The sequence below is a fragment of the Pseudomonas sp. TE3644 genome (genome assembly GCF_056278815.1).
On the sequence record NZ_JBWBQF010000001.1, the window covers coordinates 5514347 to 5533771 of the forward strand.

The window sequence follows — 19425 nt, forward strand, 5'->3', positions numbered from 1 at the left end:
TGATGGAAGTCGTGTACATCGGCCTGGGCAGCAACCTGGCCGAACCGGCCGAACAACTGCGCCAGGCCATCGAGGCGCTGGGGCAGTTGCCTTTTAGCCAGGGGCTGAAAGTGTCGGCGCTGTACAGCAGTGAATCGCTGTCGCCGGGGCAGCCGCGCTATACCAACGCGGTGGCGCGGCTGGAGACCTCGTTGGCGCCGTTGGTATTGCTGGATGCCTTGCAGGCCATCGAGAACGACCAGGGGCGTGTAAGGGCTGAGCGCTGGGGGCCGCGGACGTTGGACCTGGATGTGCTGTTGTTTGGCGATCGGGTGATTGATGAGCCGCGGTTGACGGTGCCGCATTATCAGATGCACGTGCGGGCGTTTGTGTTGTATCCGTTGGCTGAGGTGGCGCCTGCGGGGTTGCGGTTGGCGGATGGGCGGCATTTGGCTGATCTGCTGGCTGGTTGCCCGTTTGAGGGGTTGGAGCGGTTGGCTTGAGGTTGCGTTTGGGCTGACAGGTGTTCGCTTTGGCTCTTTTGGCGTTCTTGAGATCGAGCGCCGTCCGCACGGCGCATCGCGACCAAGGTCGGCTCCTACATCTGTTTCGGGCCAGTTATGCCAGTCCTATCGCCTTGACCGCCTTGTTTGCCCGCTGCAGATATGCGTTGGTGCCGCCAGGCGCACCACCAATCCACAGCGGGGCACGTTGCAACAAACGTAGGAGCCGACCTTGGTCGCGATGCGCCGCGCGGGCGGCGCTCGATCTCATGAACGACGAATCCCCCAAGGCGGACACATGGTCGCCCTCACGCAATCCCACGCCGCCGCTCGCCCCCCCCCGGTAACACACAATCCCCCCACCCAGTAACACACCCGTAACACATCCAATTGACTTCCCGCCCCCTCCTCACGACTATAGGCATCCCGTTGCGCCCTAACGCAGCAAAACGGCGCGGAGCGGCCTGATGGTGGCCGTTTCCTAAACATCACGGCAGATGATGTTGTGTTTGACCCGCTTATTGAGAGCAGTATTCACGGCGCCTGAATGAGGACACCTTTGATGCCACAAATCACCCTGACCACCCTGCAGAGCCTCAAGCTCAAGGGTGAGAAAATCGCCATGCTGACCTGCTATGACGCCACCTTCGCCCATGAGGCCAGCCAGGCAGGCGTTGAAATCCTGCTGGTCGGCGACTCGCTGGGCATGGTGCTGCAGGGGCACGACAGTACCCTGCCCGTCACCAATGCCGACATGGCCTATCACGTCGCCTGCGTGAAGCGCGGCAACAAGGGCGCGCTGATCATGGCCGACCTGCCTTTCATGGCGTGCGCCACCCTGGAACAGACCTTCGCCAACAGCGCCCAGCTGATGCAGGCCGGCGCCCACATGGTCAAAGTGGAAGGCGCAGTGTGGCTGGCCGACTCCATCCGCATGCTGGCCGAGCGCGGCGTGCCGGTGTGCGTGCACATGGGCCTGACCCCACAGACCGTCAACGTGCTGGGCGGCTATAAAGTGCAGGGCCGCAACGAAGCCCAGGCGCGGCAGATGCGTGCCGACGCCATTGCCCTGGAACAGGCCGGCGCGGCGATGATCCTGCTTGAGTGCGTGCCCAGCGAGCTGGCCAGCGAAATCACCCAGGCGGTGAAAATCCCGGTGATCGGCATTGGCGCCGGCAGCGCAGTGGACGGCCAGGTATTGGTGCTGCACGACATGCTGGGCCTGTCCCTGACCGGGCGCATGGCCAAGTTCGTGAAGAACTTCATGACCGGCCAGCCGGACATCCAGAGCGCCCTGGGCGCCTACGTCACCGCCGTCAAGGAAGTCAGCTTCCCGGGTACCGAACACGGATTTAATGCATGAACACCGTAAAAACCGTCAAAGAACTGCGCGCCGCCGTGGCGCGCGCCCGTAGCGAAGGCAAGCGCATCGGCTTCGTGCCGACCATGGGCAACCTGCACAGCGGCCATGCCGCGCTGGTGACCAAGGCGGCCCAGCGTGTCGACTTCGTGGTGGCGAGCATCTTCGTCAACCCGCTGCAGTTCGGCCCTGCCGAAGACCTGGACAAGTACCCGCGCACCCTCGCCGCCGACCAGGAAAAACTGGTCGAGGCCGGCTGCCACCTGCTGTTTGCCCCCACCGTGGAAGAGATGTACCCCGACGGCATGGGCGTGCAGACCCGCGTCAGCGTCCCCCACCTGTCCGAAGGCCTGTGTGGCGCCAGCCGCCCCGGGCATTTCGAAGGCGTAGCCACCGTTGTCAGCAAGCTGTTCAACATGGTCCAGCCGGACCTGGCCGTGTTCGGCCAGAAGGACTACCAGCAACTGGCGGTGATCCGCGCGCTGGTACGTGACCTGAACATGCCCATCCAGATCATCGGCGAGCCCACCGTGCGCGCCGAGGACGGCCTGGCGCTGTCCTCGCGCAACGGCTACCTGACCACCGAGCAGCGCGCTGCCGCGCCGGCCCTGTACCGTTCCATGCAGCAAGTGGCCAAGGCTATCGAAAGCGGCGAACGTGACTACGATCGCCTGCTGAACGAAGCCTGCGAGCAGATCACGGCAGCCGGTTTCAAGACCGACTACTTCGAGATCCGCCAGGGCATCAACCTGCGCCCGGCCACGGCCGAGGATCGCGACGTGGTGATCATTGCCGCAGCCTACATCGGCAGCACACGGCTGATCGACAATCTGCACCTGAACCTCGACGCCTGACTGCTATCCTGCAAGGCCCGGAACTGATAAAAAGGACCGGAGCGTTTACGGTGGACCCACCTGTAGGAGCGGGCCGTGCCCGCGAAGAATTCCCCGCGTAGCACCAGGTAAAACGCGGTGGGACCTTCGCGGACACAGTCCGCTCCTACAGGGGTTCCTCAGGCCTGATGAAAGTTTTATGCAACCGACCGGACCGCCTTCGTGTCCAATGGCTGTTCAAGTACAAGGAAACCCGCAGCGATGGCGTATTACCGTACCCCCCACGACGTTACCGCTCTGCCCGCCTGGCAAGCCCTTACCGAGCACCGCCAGGCCATGCAGGATTTCAGCATGCGCGAAGCCTTCGCGGCCGATCCGCAGCGTTTTCACCAATTTTCCCTGAGTGGTTGCGGCCTGTTCCTCGACTACTCGAAAAACCTGATCACCACTGACACCCGCGACCTGCTGGTCAAGCTGGCCGGTGAAGTGGACCTGCAAGGCGCCATCAAATCGATGTTCGCCGGCGAACTGCTCAATGCCTCCGAAGGCCGCCCGGCGCTGCACACCGCCCTGCGCCGCCCGGTGGGCGACAAGCTCAACGTCAACGGCACCAACATCATGCCCGAAGTGCATAAGGTGCTGAACCAGATCACCGAGCTGGTCACCCGTATCCACGACGGCCTGTGGCGCGGCTACACCGAAAAGCCCATCACGGACGTTGTGAACATCGGCATCGGTGGCTCGTTCCTGGGCCCGGAGCTGGTGTCCGAAGCTTTGCTGCCGTACGCCCAGAAAGGCGTGCGCTGCCATTACCTGGCCAACATCGACGGCAGCGAGTTCCACGAACTGGCCACCAAGCTGCGCGCCGAGACCACGCTGTTCATCGTCTCGTCGAAGTCGTTCAGCACCCTGGAAACCCTGAAAAACGCCCAGGCCGCCCGTGCCTGGTACCTGGCCCAGGGCGGCTCGGAAGCCGAACTGCACCGCCACTTCATCGCCGTGTCCAGCAACAATGCTGCCGCCGTGGCCTTCGGCATCCGTGAAGAGAACATCTTCCCGATGTGGGACTGGGTAGGCGGCCGTTACTCGCTGTGGTCGGCCATCGGCCTGCCGATTGCCCTGGCCATCGGTACCGCCAACTTCAAAGAGCTGCTGTCCGGTGCCTACACCATGGACCAGCACTTCCAGACCGCGCCGTTCGAACAGAACATGCCGGTGCTGCTGGCCTTGCTGGGCGTGTGGTACGGCAATTTCTGGGGCTCGCAGGCCCATGCGATCCTGCCGTACGACCACTACCTGCGCAACATCACCAAGCACCTGCAACAGCTGGACATGGAGTCCAACGGCAAGAGCGTGCGCCAGGACGGCACCCCCGTCACCACCGACACCGGCCCGGTCATCTGGGGTGGCGTGGGTTGCAACGGCCAGCACGCCTACCACCAATTGCTGCACCAGGGCACCCAGCTGATCCCGGCCGACTTCATCGTGCCGGTAGTCAGCTTCAACCCGGTGGCTGACCACCATCAGTGGCTGTTCGCCAACTGCCTGTCGCAGAGCCAGGCGCTGATGCTGGGCAAGACCCGCGCCGAGGCCGAGTCCGAACTGCGCGACAAGGGCATGGACGAAGCCGCCATCCAGAAACTGGCGCCACACAAGGTGATCCCGGGCAACCGCCCGAGCAACACCCTGGTGGTTGAACGCATCAGCCCGCGCCGTCTGGGCGCTCTGGTGGCGATGTACGAGCACAAGGTGTTCGTGCAGAGCGTGCTGTGGGGCATCAACGCCTTCGACCAATGGGGCGTGGAGTTGGGCAAGGAACTGGGCAAGGGCGTGTATCAGCGCCTGACCGGCGGCATCGAAGAGCCGGCCGAGGACGCGTCCACCCAGGGCCTGATCAACTACTTCCGCGGCCGTCACCGCGGTTGATAAAAAAATCCCCTCACCCGAGGGGATTTTTTTTGGCTCCACCTTTGTGGGACCGGGCGAAGCTCGGGAAAAGCACGCCTCGGTGTATCAGCCATACCGCGTCGTTCTTTTCCCGAGCTTCCCCCGGGCCCACAAACAGCGCGTGCTTGCCGGGCTGGCGATGTGGGTCCACCCTTGTCCTTGTGAACCACAAGAACAAGGACCACCGCCATGTTCGACATCACCGCCTACCCTCAGGCCGACGCCGTACGCCGCTCGGCCGCCCTGGACGACGCCGGCTACCAACGCCTGTACCGCCAGTCCATCGACCACCCCGAGACCTTCTGGGCCGAACAGGCCAAGGCCTTGCTGGACTGGATCACCCCCTGGACCCACGTGCACACCAGCGACCTGCACCGCGGCCAGGCCAGCTGGTTCGAAGGCGCGCGCCTGAACGTCAGCTATAACTGCATTGACCGCCACCTGGCCGCCCACGGCGAACGCATCGCCATCGTCTGGGAAGGCGACGACCCCAGCGAATCCGCCGACATCACCTACCGCAAGCTGCACCACAACGTCTGCCGCCTGGCCAACGTGCTCAAGGAGCGCGGCGTGACCAAGGGCGACCGCGTGTGCATCTATATGCCCATGGTGCCCGAAGCAGACTATGCGATGCTGGCCTGCGCGCGCATCGGCGCGGTGCATTCGGTGGTGTTCGGCGGCTTCTCCCCCGATGCCCTGGCCGACCGCATACTGGACGCCGACTGCCGTACGGTGATTACCGCCGACGAGGCCGTGCGCGGCGGCAAATACACGCCCCTGAAAAACAATGTCGACCAGGCGCTGCAACGCTGCCCAAACGTCAGCACCGTGATGGTGGTGCAGCGCACCGGCGGCACCGTGCAATGGCAGACGGGCCGCGATATCTGGTACCACGAAGCCATTCACGGCGTCAGCCCTGACTGCCCGCCCGAGCCCATGGGCAGTGAAGACCCGCTGTTCATCCTCTACACCAGCGGTTCCACCGGCAAACCCAAGGGCGTGCTGCACACCACCGCCGGCTACCTGTTGCAGGCGGCCATGACCTTCAAGTACGTCTTCGATTACCGCCAGGGCGAAGTCTTCTGGTGCACCGCCGACGTCGGCTGGGTCACCGGTCACAGCTACATCGTCTATGGCCCGCTGGCCAACGGCGCCACCACGCTGATTTACGAGGGCGTGCCCAGCTACCCCGACGCCTCGCGCTTCTGGCAGGTGGTGGACAAACACCAGGTCAACATTTTCTACACCGCCCCCACCGCCCTGCGCGCCCTGATGCGCGAGGGCGACGCGCCGCTGGCCAACACCTCGCGCGCCAGCCTGCGCCTGCTGGGCAGCGTCGGCGAGCCGATCAACCCGGAAGCCTGGGCGTGGTACTTCAACGAAGTCGGCAAGCAGCGCTGCCCCATCGTCGACACCTGGTGGCAGACGGAAACCGGCGGCATCATGCTGACCCCGCTGCCCGGCACCCGCCGCATCAAGCCCGGCTGCGCCACCCAGCCGTTCTTCGGCGTGCAACCGCTGTTGCTGGACGACCAGGGCAAGGTGCTGGAAGGGCCCGGCAGCGGCCTGTTGGTGCTCAAGGCCAGTTGGCCAGGGCAGATCCGCAGCGTCTACGGCGACCACCAGCGCATGCTCGACACCTACTTCAAGCCGTTCCCCGGCTACTACTTCACCGGTGACGGCGCGCGCCGCGACGAAGACGGCGACCTGTGGATAACCGGGCGGGTGGATGACGTGATCAACGTCTCCGGGCATCGCATCGGCACCGCCGAGGTGGAAAGCGCGCTGGTGCTGCACGACAGTGTCGCCGAAGCCGCCGTGGTCGGTTACCCTCACGACCTCAAGGGCCAGGGCATCTACGCCTACGTCACACCCATGAACGGCGTGACGCCGGACGATGCGCTGCTCAAGGAACTGCTGGCCCTGGTCAGCCGGGAGATCGGCCGCTTTGCCAAGCCGGACCTGGTGCAGTGGGCGCCCGCGCTGCCCAAGACCCGCTCGGGCAAGATCATGCGCCGCATTCTGCGCAAGATCGCCTGCAACGAAACCGACAGCCTGGGCGACACCTCGACCCTGGCCGACCCCAGTGTGGTGCAGGGCCTGATCGACCAGCGCCTGAACCGCTGAACCTTGCGCGACCGGCTTACCCCGGCCGCGCCCCGACCCAAGTTGCCCATGGAATTCATTCGCCGCCGCATCGAGAAACAAGTGTTGAGCCTGACCGGCCTGTCCCTGGGCCAGCTGGACCTGGAAAACCCCAAGGGCGACCCCGGCCTGTTCGGGCCCGATGCGGTGTGCTGGCAGGTGCATGGCGACTTCACCAGCATGCTGGTGGGCGGTATCAGCGCGCTGATGCTGCAGGCCCTGCACCCACTGGCGCTGGCCGGGGTGTGGGACCATTCCAACTTTCGCACCGACATGCTGGGGCGCCTGCGGCGCACGGGGCAGTTCATCTCCGGCACCACATTCGGCGCCAGCGGTGATGCCAATTGGTTGATCGACAAGGTGCGCACCATTCATTTGCAGGTCACCGGCCATGCCGAGGATGGCCGTGCCTACGCGGCCAGCGACCCGGATTTGCTGACGTGGGTGCATGTGGCCGAGGTCAGTCATTTTCTGGCCGCGCACCTGCGCTACCGCAACCCGCACCTGTCGCTGGCGGACCAGGATCGCTACTACGCGGAAATCGCGCTGATCGCCGAGCGGCTGGGCGCGCGGGATGTGCCGGCATCGCGGGAGGAAATTTCGCAGTATCTGGAAGGCATTCGGCCGCAGTTGGTGTGTGATCATCGCAGTCGTGAAGTGATTCGCCTGTTGATGAATGCCCCGGCGCCCAGCCGCCTGGCCAAGCCGTTTGGGGCGTTGATGATGCAGGCGGGTGTCGACCTGCTGCCTGACTGGGCCAGCGCGATGCTGGAACTGCCCCAGAGCGATCTGAAGCGCCGCCTGGTGCGCAGTGGCATCAACAGCACTGCGCCCGTGCTGCGCTGGGCTGTGCGCGACGGCTCCGCCCACCGCGCCAGGCGCCGCATGGGCATCACCTTGTAGCCGCTGCCGCAGGCTGCGCTGGCCATGTGCCTCGCTGAAGAGCTTCAGTGTATCGGCAGGCCAGCGCAGCCTGCGGCAGCGGCTACATGTGCTTTTGCGGCCTACTACGATTAAACTGGCGCCTCTTTTTTTCAGGCGTACAGCGCATGTCCACCATGAACCAGGCGCTGCGCGCCGCTCTCGATTCCCGCAAAGACCTGCTCACCCAACTGCACGCCCAGGGCACTGACTGCTACCGCCTGTTCCACGGCAGCCAGGAAGGCGCCGGCGGCCTCACCGTGGACCGCTACGGCCCGCAACTGATGGTGCAGAGCTTCCACACCAGCCTGGAACGCGATGACCTGCTGGCCATCCACGACGCCATCAACCGCGAACTGGGCCTGGAGCTGCTGCTGGTCTACAACGACCGCTCCAAAGGCAATTCGCGCATCGACCGCCAGGACAGCATCTACCAACCCGACGACGCCGCACTGGCCGACCTGGTGGGCCACGAATGGGGCCTGAACTACCGTGTGCGCGGCCGCCACGCCGGCCAGGACCCGCTGCTGTTCCTGGACCTGCGCAACGCCCGTGGCTGGGTGAAAGCCAACAGCCAGGGCAAAAGCGTGCTCAACCTATTCGCCTACACCTGCGGCGTCGGCCTGGCCGCTGCCGCAGGCGGCGCGCGCGAGGTGTGCAACCTGGACTTCGCCGAGGGCAACCTGGCGGTGGGCAAGGAAAACGGCGCGCTGAACCCGGCGCTGGTGCCCATGAGCTTCGTGCAGTCGGACTACTTCCCGGCCATCCGCCAACTGGCCGGCCTGCCCATCAGCCAGCGCCGCGGCCAGAAGTTGCCCAGCTACCCGCGCCTGGAACAGCGCCAGTACGACCTGGTGTTCCTCGACCCGCCCGCCTGGGCCAAGAGCGCCTTCGGCACCGTCGACCTGCTGCGCGACTACCAGAGCCTGCTCAAGCCCGCCCTGCTGAGCACCGCCGACAATGGCGTGCTGATCTGCTGCAACAACCTGGCAAAAGTGCCCTTCGACGATTGGCGCGAACAGGTGCTGCGCTGCGCCGAGAAAGCCGGCCGTCCGGTGCGCGACTGGCAGGTGATCAAACCGGCCAGCGATTTCCCCTCCATGGACGGCCAGCCACCGCTCAAGACACTGGTGTTACAACTGTAAGTTTGTAGAAAAATCCTACACATAAAGCGGACAAGTCTTCGGAACCAGATAGGCGTGCCATACTCCAAGCACTCCTATCTCGAGACAGTAGACGTTCCCCCATGCACAAAGGATTGATACGCGCCATCGGCGCCGTACTGACCGCGCTCGCCTTTTATAGCCTGCTGGGGTTTCTGATCCTGCCGGGCATCGGCTTGCGGGTGGCCAATCAGCAACTGGCCAAGTATTCGAGCGTGCCCGCGCACCTGGAACGTCTTGAGTTCAACCCTTTCAGCCTGGAGCTGACCCTGTGGGGGCTGCACATTGGCGAGCCGGGCATCGAGCAGGTCGGTTTCGAGCGTTTGTACGCCAACCTGCAGATCGACAGCCTGTGGACCCGTGCGCTGCACCTGGACGCCGTGGAGCTGGACAAGCCGCGCACCGAACTGCAGTTCAACAAGGACGGCACCCTCAACCTGGCGCAGCTGTTCAAACTGCCGCCCGGCGAGCCGGCCAAGGCCGACGAACCGCCCAGCAAGCCGTTCCCACTGCGCATCGGCGCCATCAAGCTCAATGAAGGTTACCTGCACTTCAAGGACGTGCGCCCCAGCGAGCCCATCGAGTTCCTCTACAACTCCATGAACCTGGAGCTGAAGAACCTCAGCACCCTGCCCGAAGACAACGCCGACATGACCATGGTGGCCGCCGGCCCCGATGGCGGCCAGATCGACTGGAAAGGCAGCATTAGCCTGGTGCCGATCACCTCCAAGGGCACCCTGAAGGTCACCGACGGCAAAATGAAGGTGTGGTGGCCCTACGTGCGTGACGCCCTGCCGCTGGCTTTGCAGGACGGCATTCTCAACCTGAGCACCGACTACGCCCTGGACCTGTCCAAAGAGACCGAACTGAACCTGACCAACGCCTCGGTCAGCATCGCCCCCTTCGCCTTGGACGCGCCTGATGGCCGGCCGTTGGTGCGCCTGGAACGGGTGGAGGTCAGCGACACCTCGGTAGACCTGGCCAAGCAATTGGTCACCGTCGGCAAGATACGCAGTAACAAGCTGGAGACCTGGGCCGCCCGCGAGGCCGATGGCCAACTGGACTGGCAGAAGCTGTTCGCCAGCCAGAAAAACGCGCCGCCGCCGCAGGAAAAGACCGCCCCGGCCACCGCCGATGCCAAACCCGAGACGCAACCGGTGCCCACGGCCCCGAGCAAACCCTGGCAGGTGCTGCTCAAGGACGTGCAACTGCGTGACTATCAGGTACACCTGGCCGACCGCCTGCAGAAAGAACCCGTGGCCATCGACGTAGGCCCACTGAACGTCGACCTGCAGAATTTCGACAGCCTGAACAAATCGCCCTTCACCGTGAAGCTCGATACCGGTATCGGCAAGCAGGGCAAGCTCAGCGCCACCGGTGAGGTCAACCTGGCGCCGGTGACCGCCACACTCAACGTCAAGACCCAGGACATCGACCTGCGCGTGGCACAGGCCTACATCACGCCGTTCATTCGCCTGGAGCTGCGCAGCGGCATGCTGGGCAGCGACCTGGCGGTGAACCTGAGCAACGTCGACCCGCTGACCTTGAGCATCAAGGGCCGCGCCCAGGTGGACCAGTTGCACACCCTGGACACCGTGAAGGGCCGCGATTTCGTCAAATGGAACCAGTTGCAGCTCGACGGCCTGGACTACGAGCACGGCAACAGCCTGACCATCGACACCGTCACGCTGATGCAGCCCTATGCGCGCTTCATGATCAACGAAGACCGCACCACCAGCGTCAATGACCTGCTGATACCCCAGGCGCAGAATGCCCAGGCACAAGCCAACGCCAAACCTGCCGCGGCCAGCAAGCCGCTGCTCATCCATGTGGGCGGCGTCAAGATCAACGATGGCTCGGCGTACTTCGCCGACTCCAGCCTGACCCCCAACTTCGCCACCAACATCCAGCAGCTCACCGGCACCATTGGCACCATCGACAGCCAGCAGCAGAAACCCGCGAAGGTGGACATCAAGGGCAAGGTCGACCGCTATGCCCCCGTCACCATCCAGGGCGCGCTGACGCCGTTCGATCCCATGGCCAGCCTGGATATCGATACGCGCTTCAACCGTCTGGAGCTGACCACGCTGACGCCCTACTCCGGCAAGTTCGCCGGCTACCGCATCCGCAAGGGCCGGATGAACCTGCAACTGCACTACGTGATTACCAAGGGCCAGCTCAAGGCCGAGAACAAGGTGCTGGTGGACCAACTGGAGCTGGGCGAGAAAGTCGACAGCCCCGATGCCGTCAGCCTGCCGGTGAGACTGGCCATCGCATTGCTGAAGGACGTGAACGGCCAGATCAACATCGAGCTGCCCATTACCGGCGACCTCAACAACCCCCAGTTCAGCGTGATGCCGATTGTGTGGCAGACCCTGCGCAACCTGGTGGTCAAGGCCGTGGCCGCGCCGTTCAAACTGCTGGGCGGGCTGGTCAGTGGTGGTGATTCGACAGACCTGAGCAACATTGCCTTCGCCCCAGGCTCAAGCGACCTGAGCCCAAGCGCCCAAGGCAACCTGATGAAATTGGCGGCCGCCATGAAAGCCCGCCCCGGCCTGCACCTGGAAGTAGAAGGTGGCGCTGCCGCCAGCAGTGATGGCCCGCTGGTGGGCCAGCAGCGTCTGGAGCGCGAATACCAGACCACCTACTTCAAGATGCTGCAGCGGCGCGGCGACAAAGTGCCCGCCCAGGCTTCACTGCTTACCGTGCCTGAGGACGAGAAGGCGCCGATGCTGGCGGCTATCTACCGCGCACGGCTCAACAAGGCGCCGCCGGCCGAGTGGGATCAGTTGGAGAAGAAACAGCGTGAGAGCAACCTTCGCGATGCCGTGATCAAGTCCTGGGGCGCGGATGAGCAACTGTTGCGTGCCGTGGGCCAGGCCCGCTCGGCCAGCATCAAGGCGTTCCTGGTGGACAAAGGGCAGTTGCCCGATGAGAAGGTGTTTTTGATCGACACCATTATCGGTGAGGCGCAGAAGGATGGGACGGTGGTGACTAATCTGCATCTTGAGGCTGATTGACCTGTAGCCGCTGCCGCCAGGCTGCGCTGGCCCTTATCCACACTGAACATCTCCAGTGCAGTTGAGGGCCAGCGCAGCCTGGCGGCAGCGGCTACCAAAAAAAAGCCCCGGCGCAAGGCCGGGGCTTTGAGTGGGCACATCCTGTGCCCTTCGCATGAACCGATTATTGGGTTTGCAGCGCGTCAGCCGAAACCGACTTAACGTGTTTGATCTTCTTGACGATGCTGACTGCAGTGGTTTTCTGCGCTTCGGTCAGCTTGACGCCATCTTTGGAAGCCAGGGTTACCACGCCGTGGTTGGTTTCCACGGTGATGTCGCTACCTGGGATGCCTTTCTCGGTCAGCAGGTCAGCTTTGACCTTGGTGGTGATCCAGGTGTCCGAGCCTGCTTGCTGGGTCTTCTCAACGGTGCCGGCTGCGGTGGTTTCAGCGGCGAACGCGAAGTTGCCCATGGCCAGGGTCAGGGCGGTAGCAGTAGCGGCAGCAATAGCGAACTTTTTCATACGAGTCACTCCTGTTTTTCGAGAAGTCTGCGCCAGGGGTAGAGCCTGGCTGCAGGGTTAGCTATACCGTTGCAGGGCATGTGCCAACTTTCGAATGAAATAAAGTGCTTAATTATCAATGGCTTGCAAATGTGCGCATTTTTGCAAGTCGTGCATATTGCATGCTTGCTGCCGAAACCGCGTGCAAGTTGCATGTCCGCTAAATAATTGGATTGCCATCATCCGTAGCCGCTGCCGCCAGGCTGCGCTGGCCCCACCGTGCGCTGGAGATCTAACGCGTGGCTGATGGCCAGCGCAGCCTGACGGCAGCGGCTACGGGTGTGGTACAGGCAATAAAAAAGGGCCCCGAAGGGCCCTTTTTCACAACCGGCTAGTTACACGCCGGAAGCTTTTGCAGCAGCGACGTCCTTGATGGACAGCTTGATACGGCCGCGGTTGTCCACGTCCAGTACCAGTACTTCAACTTCCTGGCCTTCTTTCAGGATGTCGGTCACTTTCTCTACGCGAGCGTCGCTCAGCATCGAGATGTGAACCAGACCGTCCTTGCCTGGCAGGATGTTGACGAACGCGCCGAAGTCGACGATGCGCTCAACCTTGCCCACGTAGATCTTGCCGATCTCGGCCTCGGCAGTGATCGACAGCACGCGCTGCTTGGCAGCCTCGGCCGCGTCCTTGGTTTCGCCGAAGATCTTGATCGAGCCGTCGTCTTCGATATCGATCGAAGCCTTGGTCTCTTCGCAGATGGCGCGAATGGTGGCGCCGCCTTTGCCGATGACGTCACGGATCTTGTCGGTGTCGATCTTCATGGCGATCATGGTTGGCGCGTTTTCCGACAGTTCGGTACGCGACTGGCCAATGATCTGGTTCATCTGGCCGAGGATGTTCAGGCGCGCTTCCAGGGCTTGGCCCAGGGCGATTTCCATGATCTCTTCGGTGATGCCGTTGATCTTGATGTCCATCTGCAGGGCGGTAACGCCCTTGGCAGTACCGGCCACCTTGAAGTCCATGTCGCCCAGGTGGTCTTCGTCACCCAGGATGTCGGTCAGGATAGCGAACTTCTCGCCTTCTTTAACCAGACCCATGGCGATACCGGCAACCGGTGCCTTCATCGGTACACCGGCGTCCATCAGGGCCAGGGAAGCGCCGCAGACCGAAGCCATGGAGCTGGAACCGTTGGATTCGGTGATTTCCGACACAACACGGATGGTGTACGGGAACACGTCGGCGGCTGGCAGCATGGCCTGTACCGAACGACGGGCCAGACGGCCGTGACCGATTTCACGACGACCCGCGCCGCCCATGCGACCACACTCGCCCACCGAGAACGGAGGGAAGTTGTAGTGCAGCATGAAGGGGTCTTTCTTCTCGCCTTCCAGGGTGTCCAGCAGCTGCGCGTCACGGGCAGTACCCAGGGTCGCAACGACCAGGGCCTGGGTTTCGCCACGGGTGAACAGGGCCGAACCGTGGGTCTTGGGCAGGACGCCGACTTCGATGTTCAGCGGGCGCACGGTCTTGGTGTCGCGGCCGTCGATACGTGGCTTGCCGTTGACGATGTTTTCGCGAACGGTGCGGTATTCGATTTCACCGAATGCTGCTTTGACTTCGCTGGCCGAAGGCTGGCCTTCTTCACCGGACAGCTTGGCAACGACCTGATCCTTCAGCTCGCCCAGGCGCGCGTAACGGTCAGCCTTGACGGTGATGGTGTAGGCGTCGGAGATGGCAGCGCCGAACTCGGCACGGATGGCGCCCAGCAGTTCGGTGGCTTCGGCTTGAGGAGCCCAGGCCCAGGTAGGCTTGGCAGCTTCGGCAGCCAGCTCTTTGACAGCCTTGATGACGGCCTGGAATTCGTCGTGGGCGAACAGCACGGCGCCCAGCATCTGGTCTTCGGTCAGCTCTTTGGCTTCGGATTCAACCATCAGCACGGCGTCGGAAGTACCGGCAACGACCATGTCCAGGCTCGAAGCAGCCAGTTGCTCGTAAGTCGGGTTGAGCAGGTAGCCGGTGCTTTCGTGGAAAGCAACGCGGGCGGCGCCGATCGGGCCTTCGAACGGAATGCCCGAGATAGCCAGGGCAGCCGAGGTACCGATCATCGCAGCGATGTCCGGATCGGTCTTCTTGCTGGTGGAAACGACGGTGCAGACAACCTGCACTTCGTTCATGAAGCCTTCCGGGAACAGCGGACGGATCGGACGGTCGATCAGGCGCGAGGTCAGGGTTTCTTTCTCGGAAGGACGGCCTTCACGCTTGAAGAAACCACCAGGGATCTTGCCGGCGGCGTAGGTTTTTTCCTGGTAGTGCACGGACAGGGGGAAGAAGCCCTTGCCTGGATCAGCTTGCTTGGCGCCTACGACGGTTACCAGCACGGTCACGTCGTTGTCGACGGTCACCAGTACGGCACCGGAGGCTTGACGGGCAATACGGCCAGTCTCGAGGGTTACGGTCGATTGACCGAACTGGAACTTCTTGATTACCGGGTTCACGGTTTCCTACCTTCTTCAGTTGGCTCTGGGGGAACTGGTTTCTTGCGAAATTCTTGGGCAGCAAGGGGAATCGGCCCTTTGGCAGTCCAGATAAAACTTGAGGCTGGAAGCCTGCCTGCATCAACGCCTAAGCGCCGATGCAAAACAGCCAACCAACCTCATTGATACGCGCGGCGTGTTCGTCAGCTCCGGCGCCAGGCGCCGGATTCGACGGAGGCAACACGCCGCGCACACCACAAGCCCGGGCCGCTATTAGCGACGCAGACCCAGACGGCCGATCAGGGCAGCGTAACGAGTGGTGTCTTTGCCCTTCAGGTAGTCCAGCAGCTTACGACGCTGGTTAACCATACGGATCAGGCCACGACGCGAGTGGTGGTCTTTACCGTTGGCCTTGAAGTGGCCTTGCAGCTTGTTGATGTTGGCAGTCAGCAGTGCAACTTGCACTTCTGGCGAACCGGTGTCGCCAGCGGCTTGCTGGAACTCACCAACGATCTTTGCTTTTTCTTCAACGTTAAGTGCCATGAGGGCATCTCCATTACTAAGGGAACCGTTTGACCGGTTTCCAACAGGCCGAGGACAGATCCTCGTATTTAAAAGTGAGGGATGACCGTGCCTGTTAACAGCCACCCTCGTTCGGTCATTCTGACCGAATCAGTCGACGTGGCGCGATGCGCCCGTCTTCGCTCACTTCACCGATACCGATGAAGCGACCGTTGTGATCCTGCACCCGCACCATGCCGAATTTCGGCGCGTCGGGGGCGCGTACCGGTTGTCCGTGCAGCCAGTAGAACGCACTGTGCTCGGAGAACTGCAACAGCGGCCAATCCAGCAGGCCACTGTCTGAAGGCATGAGGAACTGGTCCACCGCTTCGTTGCCACCTTCGGCGTGCACGCGCTCAAGTTCTTCGAGGGTGACCGTCTGGGCCAGCGTGAAGGGACCTGCCTGGGTGCGACGCAGCTCTGCAACGTATGCACCGCAACCCAGCTGCTCACCGATGTCCTCGACCAGGGTACGGATATAGGTGCCTTTGGAGCAACCTACCGACAACCGTGCACGGGTTTCATCGAAGGCGAGCAATTCCAGCCGGTCAATAGTAACAGAACGCGCCTCGCGCTCCACTACTTCCCCTGCACGTGCCAGCTTGTAAAGCGGCTGGCCATCACGCTTGAGGGCGGAGTACATCGGCGGTATCTGACTGATTTGACCACGAAATTGTGGCAAAACGGCTTCGATGTCGTCGCGACAAACGGTTACATCTCGAGTGCGCAAAACCTCACCTTCGGCGTCGGCCGTGGTGGTGGTCTGGCCCATCTGCATGACCGTCTCGTAGCCCTTGTCGGAATCGAGCAGGTATTGCGAGAACTTGGTGGCCTCGCCGAAGCACAGCGGCAGCACGCCGGTGGCCAGCGGGTCGAGGCTGCCGGTGTGGCCGGCCTTCTCGGCATTGAGCAGCCAGCGGACCTTCTGCAGGGCGGCGTTGGAGGTGAACCCCAGCGGCTTGTCCAGCAGGATGATACCGCTGACGTTACGACGGATACGCTTGACCTGAGCCACCGCTTACTCCTCGGTGCCTGGTTTGCTGTCGACGTCCTGGTGCTGGCTGTCTTCGGCCACGGCACGCTCGATCAGCGCGGACAGCTGGGCGCCGCGGGTCACGCTTTCGTCGTAATGGAAGTGCAGTTGCGGCACGCTGCGCAGCTTCATTTCCTTGCCCAGGTGCACGCGCAGGAAGCCTGCGGCGGAGTTCAGCACCTTGATGGTCTGCTTGATGGCGTCGGCGCTGTCCTGGCCCATGACGGTGATGAACACCTTGGCATGGCCCACGTCGCGGCTGACGTCAACGGCAGTGATGGTCACCAGGCCCACGCGCGGGTCCTTGACCTCGCGGCGGATCAGTTGTGCCAGTTCGCGCTGCATCTGGTCGCCGATGCGCTGGGTACGGCTGTATTCTTTTGCCATGAATTCTTACCTGTAACTGAAGCGGCAAACGCCCGGCCAGGCGAGAGCCGGACCGGGCGTTGCGTTTAGAGTGCCCAGGCAAGCCTGGCGCACTCCTCTAGCTCGCGTATTAGAGCGTACGAGCCACTTGGACCTTCTCGAAGACTTCGATCTTGTCGCCGACCTTGACGTCGTTGTAGCTCTTCACGCCGATACCGCATTCCATGCCGGCACGGACTTCCGAGGCGTCGTCCTTGAAGCGACGCAGCGATTCCAGCTCGCCTTCGAAGATAACGATGTCTTCGCGCAGTACACGGATCGGACGGTTCCGGTAAACGGTACCTTCGACAACCATGCAACCGGCGATCGCACCGAACTTCGGCGAACGGAACACGTCACGCACTTCGGCGATGCCCAGGATGTTCTCGCGAACGTCGCTGCCGAGCATACCGGTCAGGGCTTTCTTGACGTCTTCAATGATGTCGTAGATCACGTTGTAGTAACGCATATCCAGACCTTCCTGCTCGACGATCTTGCGCGCGCCGGCATCGGCACGCACGTTGAAGCCGAACAGTACTGCATTGGAGGCCAGTGCCAGGTTGGCGTCGGATTCGGTGATACCACCGACACCGCCACCGACCACGCGCACTTGCACTTCGTCGTTGCCCAGGCCGTTCAGAGCGCCTTGCAGAGCTTCCAGCGAACCACGAACGTCGGATTTGAGGACGATGTTGAGCGTCTTCTTCTCTTCCTGGCCCATGCTTTCGAAGATGTTTTCCAGCTTGCCGGCGTGAGCGCGGGCCAGCTTGACTTCGCGGAACTTGCCTTGACGGAACAGAGCCACTTCACGGGCTTTCTTCTCGTCGGCAACCACGCTCATCTCGTCGCCAGCGTCCGGGGTACCGTCCAGGCCCAGGATCTCGACCGGAATGGCCGGACCTGCTTCCTTGATCGGCTTGCCGTTCTCGTCGAGCATGGCACGCACGCGGCCGTAGTTGGAGCCGACCAGTACCATGTCGCCTTGGCGCAGGGTACCGTCTTGAACCAGTACTGTGGCAACAGGGCCACGGCCCTTGTCCAGACGCGATTCAACCACAACACCACGGCCCGGGGCCGATGGGGTTGCCTTGAGTTCCAGCACTTCGGCTTGCAGCAGGACAGCTTCCAGCAGCTCGTCGACGCCAGTACCCATCTTGGCCGAGACAGGAACGAACGGAGTGTCACCACCCCACTCTTCGGAGGTCACGCCGTGTACCGACAGCTCGCTGCGGATACGGTCCAGGTCTGCACCCGGCTTGTCGATCTTGTTGACCGCGACAACCAGAGGCACGCCAGCAGCAACAGCGTGCTGTACGGCTTCGATGGTCTGAGGCATCACGCCGTCGTCGGCAGCAACCACCAGGATCACGATGTCGGTAGCCTTGGCACCACGGGCACGCATGGCGGTAAACGCGGCGTGACCAGGGGTGTCGAGGAACGTCACCATGCCACGGTCGGTTTCAACGTGGTAAGCACCGATGTGCTGGGTGATACCACCGGCTTCGCCAGCAGCTACCTTGGCACGACGGATGTAGTCCAGCAGCGAGGTCTTACCGTGGTCAACGTGGCCCATTACGGTCACAACCGGTGCACGGGAGAACTCTTCGCCTTCGAACTTCAGCGACTCGGCCAGGGAATCTTCCAGGGCGGTGTCGCTGACCAGGGTCACCTTGTGGCCCAGTTCTTCAGCAACCAGCTGGGCAGTTTCCTGGTCCAGTACCTGGTTGATGGTGGCCGGGGTACCCAGCTTGAACATAAACTTGATGACTTCGGCAGCCTTGACCGACATCTGCGCGGCCAGATCACCAACGGTGATGGTCTCGCCGATCTGCACGTCACGAATCACAGGACCGGTAGGGTTCTGGAAGCCGTGGGCGTTGCGCTTCTTCAGCTTGCCCTTGCCACGACCGCCACGACGGAAGCCATCGCTTTCCTCGTCGGTGGTGCGTGGAGCGGCACGTGGGGTCGGCGCCTTTTCCTTGACCGAAGCACGGTGCGGCGCGTTCTTGCGCTCGCCATCGTTGCGACGGCTGTCGTCGTTGCGCGGCTTGTCCGGGCGACGCGGCTCGTCTTTCTTGCGGTCGGCAACCGGGGCAGGTGCAACAGCGCCCAGGTCAACGTTGGCAGGTGCGGCAGCCGGTGCTTCCACGGCAGCAGCCGGGGCAGCAGGCGCGGCCGGGCGGCGTGCTTCTTCTTCAGCACGCTGACGGGCAGCTTCCTGGTCGGCTTTCTGACGCGCGGCGTTTTCAGCCGCACGGCGCTCTTCCAGCTCGCGCTTCTGCTCAGCCTGGATCTCTTCAGGGCTGCGCTGCACGAATACTTTCTTCTTGCGTACTTCTACGCTGATGCTCTTGCTGCCAGCCACACGCAGGGTGCTGGTGGTCTTGCGCTGCAAGGTAATCTTGCGCGGTTCTTCCGCTTTAGCCTTGTGGCTGCTTTTCAAATGAGCCAGCAGAGCCTGCTTCTCATTATCGGTCACAACTTGTCCGGCGTCGGTGTGCGGCAGACCTGCCTCACGCATCTGCTGTAACAGGCGCTCTACCGGTGCGGCGACCTCTGTGGCCAGTTCTTTCACCGTGACTTGCGTCATGCAC

The 19425-nt window shown here is 62.7% G+C and carries 14 protein-coding genes; 8 read left to right on the forward strand and 6 right to left on the reverse strand.

Going from position 1 to position 19425, the window contains the following annotated elements; genetic code table 11:
- Positions 1 to 2 precede the first annotated feature (2 nt).
- From folK to ACZ9GA_RS24425, 8 genes are all read left to right on the forward strand, one after another.
- Entirely contained in the window at positions 3 to 482 is a 480-nt protein-coding gene (folK, locus tag ACZ9GA_RS24390; protein WP_457360214.1) for a 2-amino-4-hydroxy-6-hydroxymethyldihydropteridine diphosphokinase, read from the forward strand.
- A gap of 562 nt (positions 483 to 1044) precedes the next feature.
- Positions 1045 to 1845 carry a 3-methyl-2-oxobutanoate hydroxymethyltransferase gene (gene panB / locus ACZ9GA_RS24395; RefSeq protein WP_457360212.1) on the forward strand — a complete coding sequence of 267 codons (801 nt, stop codon included), beginning with the start codon at positions 1045 to 1047 and terminating at the stop codon, positions 1843 to 1845.
- Positions 1842 to 2696 (forward strand): pantoate--beta-alanine ligase, encoded by an 855-nt coding sequence (panC, locus tag ACZ9GA_RS24400; protein WP_457360210.1) that lies wholly within the window; start codon positions 1842 to 1844, stop codon positions 2694 to 2696. The genes panB and panC overlap by 4 nt, the downstream gene beginning before the upstream one ends.
- Positions 2697 to 2936: 240 nt before the next feature.
- Positions 2937 to 4601, forward strand: a complete 1665-nt coding sequence (pgi, locus tag ACZ9GA_RS24405; protein ID WP_457360208.1) for a glucose-6-phosphate isomerase — start codon at positions 2937 to 2939, stop codon at positions 4599 to 4601.
- A 210-nt stretch (positions 4602 to 4811) separates the two neighbouring features.
- The gene (gene acs, locus ACZ9GA_RS24410; RefSeq protein ID WP_457360206.1) at positions 4812 to 6749 is read left to right on the forward strand and encodes an acetate--CoA ligase; all 1938 of its coding nucleotides are present in this window, start codon (positions 4812 to 4814) and stop codon (positions 6747 to 6749) included.
- A 48-nt stretch (positions 6750 to 6797) separates the two neighbouring features.
- The gene (locus tag ACZ9GA_RS24415; RefSeq protein WP_457360205.1) at positions 6798 to 7670 is read left to right on the forward strand and encodes an oxygenase MpaB family protein; all 873 of its coding nucleotides are present in this window, start codon (positions 6798 to 6800) and stop codon (positions 7668 to 7670) included.
- Between the two features lie 146 nt (positions 7671 to 7816).
- Positions 7817 to 8833, forward strand: a complete 1017-nt coding sequence (locus ACZ9GA_RS24420) for a class I SAM-dependent rRNA methyltransferase (protein ID WP_457360203.1) — start codon at positions 7817 to 7819, stop codon at positions 8831 to 8833.
- Positions 8834 to 8934: 101 nt separating this feature from the next.
- On the forward strand, positions 8935 to 11871 hold the full coding sequence (locus ACZ9GA_RS24425) for a DUF748 domain-containing protein (protein WP_457360201.1): 2937 nt from the start codon (positions 8935 to 8937) through the stop codon (positions 11869 to 11871).
- A gap of 163 nt (positions 11872 to 12034) precedes the next feature.
- Here the strand turns inward: ACZ9GA_RS24425 and ACZ9GA_RS24430 are convergent, their stop codons facing one another.
- The 6 genes from ACZ9GA_RS24430 to infB form a co-directional block, all read right to left on the reverse strand.
- On the reverse strand, positions 12035 to 12373 hold the full coding sequence (locus ACZ9GA_RS24430; RefSeq protein WP_457360200.1) for a BON domain-containing protein: 339 nt from the start codon (positions 12371 to 12373) through the stop codon (positions 12035 to 12037).
- Positions 12374 to 12747: 374 nt separating this feature from the next.
- A complete protein-coding gene (pnp, locus tag ACZ9GA_RS24435; protein ID WP_457360198.1) occupies positions 12748 to 14853 on the reverse strand; it encodes a polyribonucleotide nucleotidyltransferase in 2106 nt (701 codons plus the stop codon).
- A gap of 252 nt (positions 14854 to 15105) precedes the next feature.
- On the reverse strand, positions 15106 to 15375 hold the full coding sequence (rpsO, locus tag ACZ9GA_RS24440) for a 30S ribosomal protein S15 (protein ID WP_008373827.1): 270 nt from the start codon (positions 15373 to 15375) through the stop codon (positions 15106 to 15108).
- Between the two features lie 115 nt (positions 15376 to 15490).
- Positions 15491 to 16408, reverse strand: coding sequence for a tRNA pseudouridine(55) synthase TruB (truB, locus tag ACZ9GA_RS24445; protein WP_457360196.1), 918 nt, complete (start codon positions 16406 to 16408; stop codon positions 15491 to 15493).
- A gap of 3 nt (positions 16409 to 16411) precedes the next feature.
- A complete protein-coding gene (gene rbfA / locus ACZ9GA_RS24450; RefSeq protein WP_457360195.1) occupies positions 16412 to 16813 on the reverse strand; it encodes a 30S ribosome-binding factor RbfA in 402 nt (133 codons plus the stop codon).
- Between the two features lie 109 nt (positions 16814 to 16922).
- Positions 16923 to 19421, reverse strand: coding sequence for a translation initiation factor IF-2 (infB, locus tag ACZ9GA_RS24455; RefSeq protein ID WP_457360193.1), 2499 nt, complete (start codon positions 19419 to 19421; stop codon positions 16923 to 16925).
- Positions 19422 to 19425: the final 4 nt, after the last annotated feature.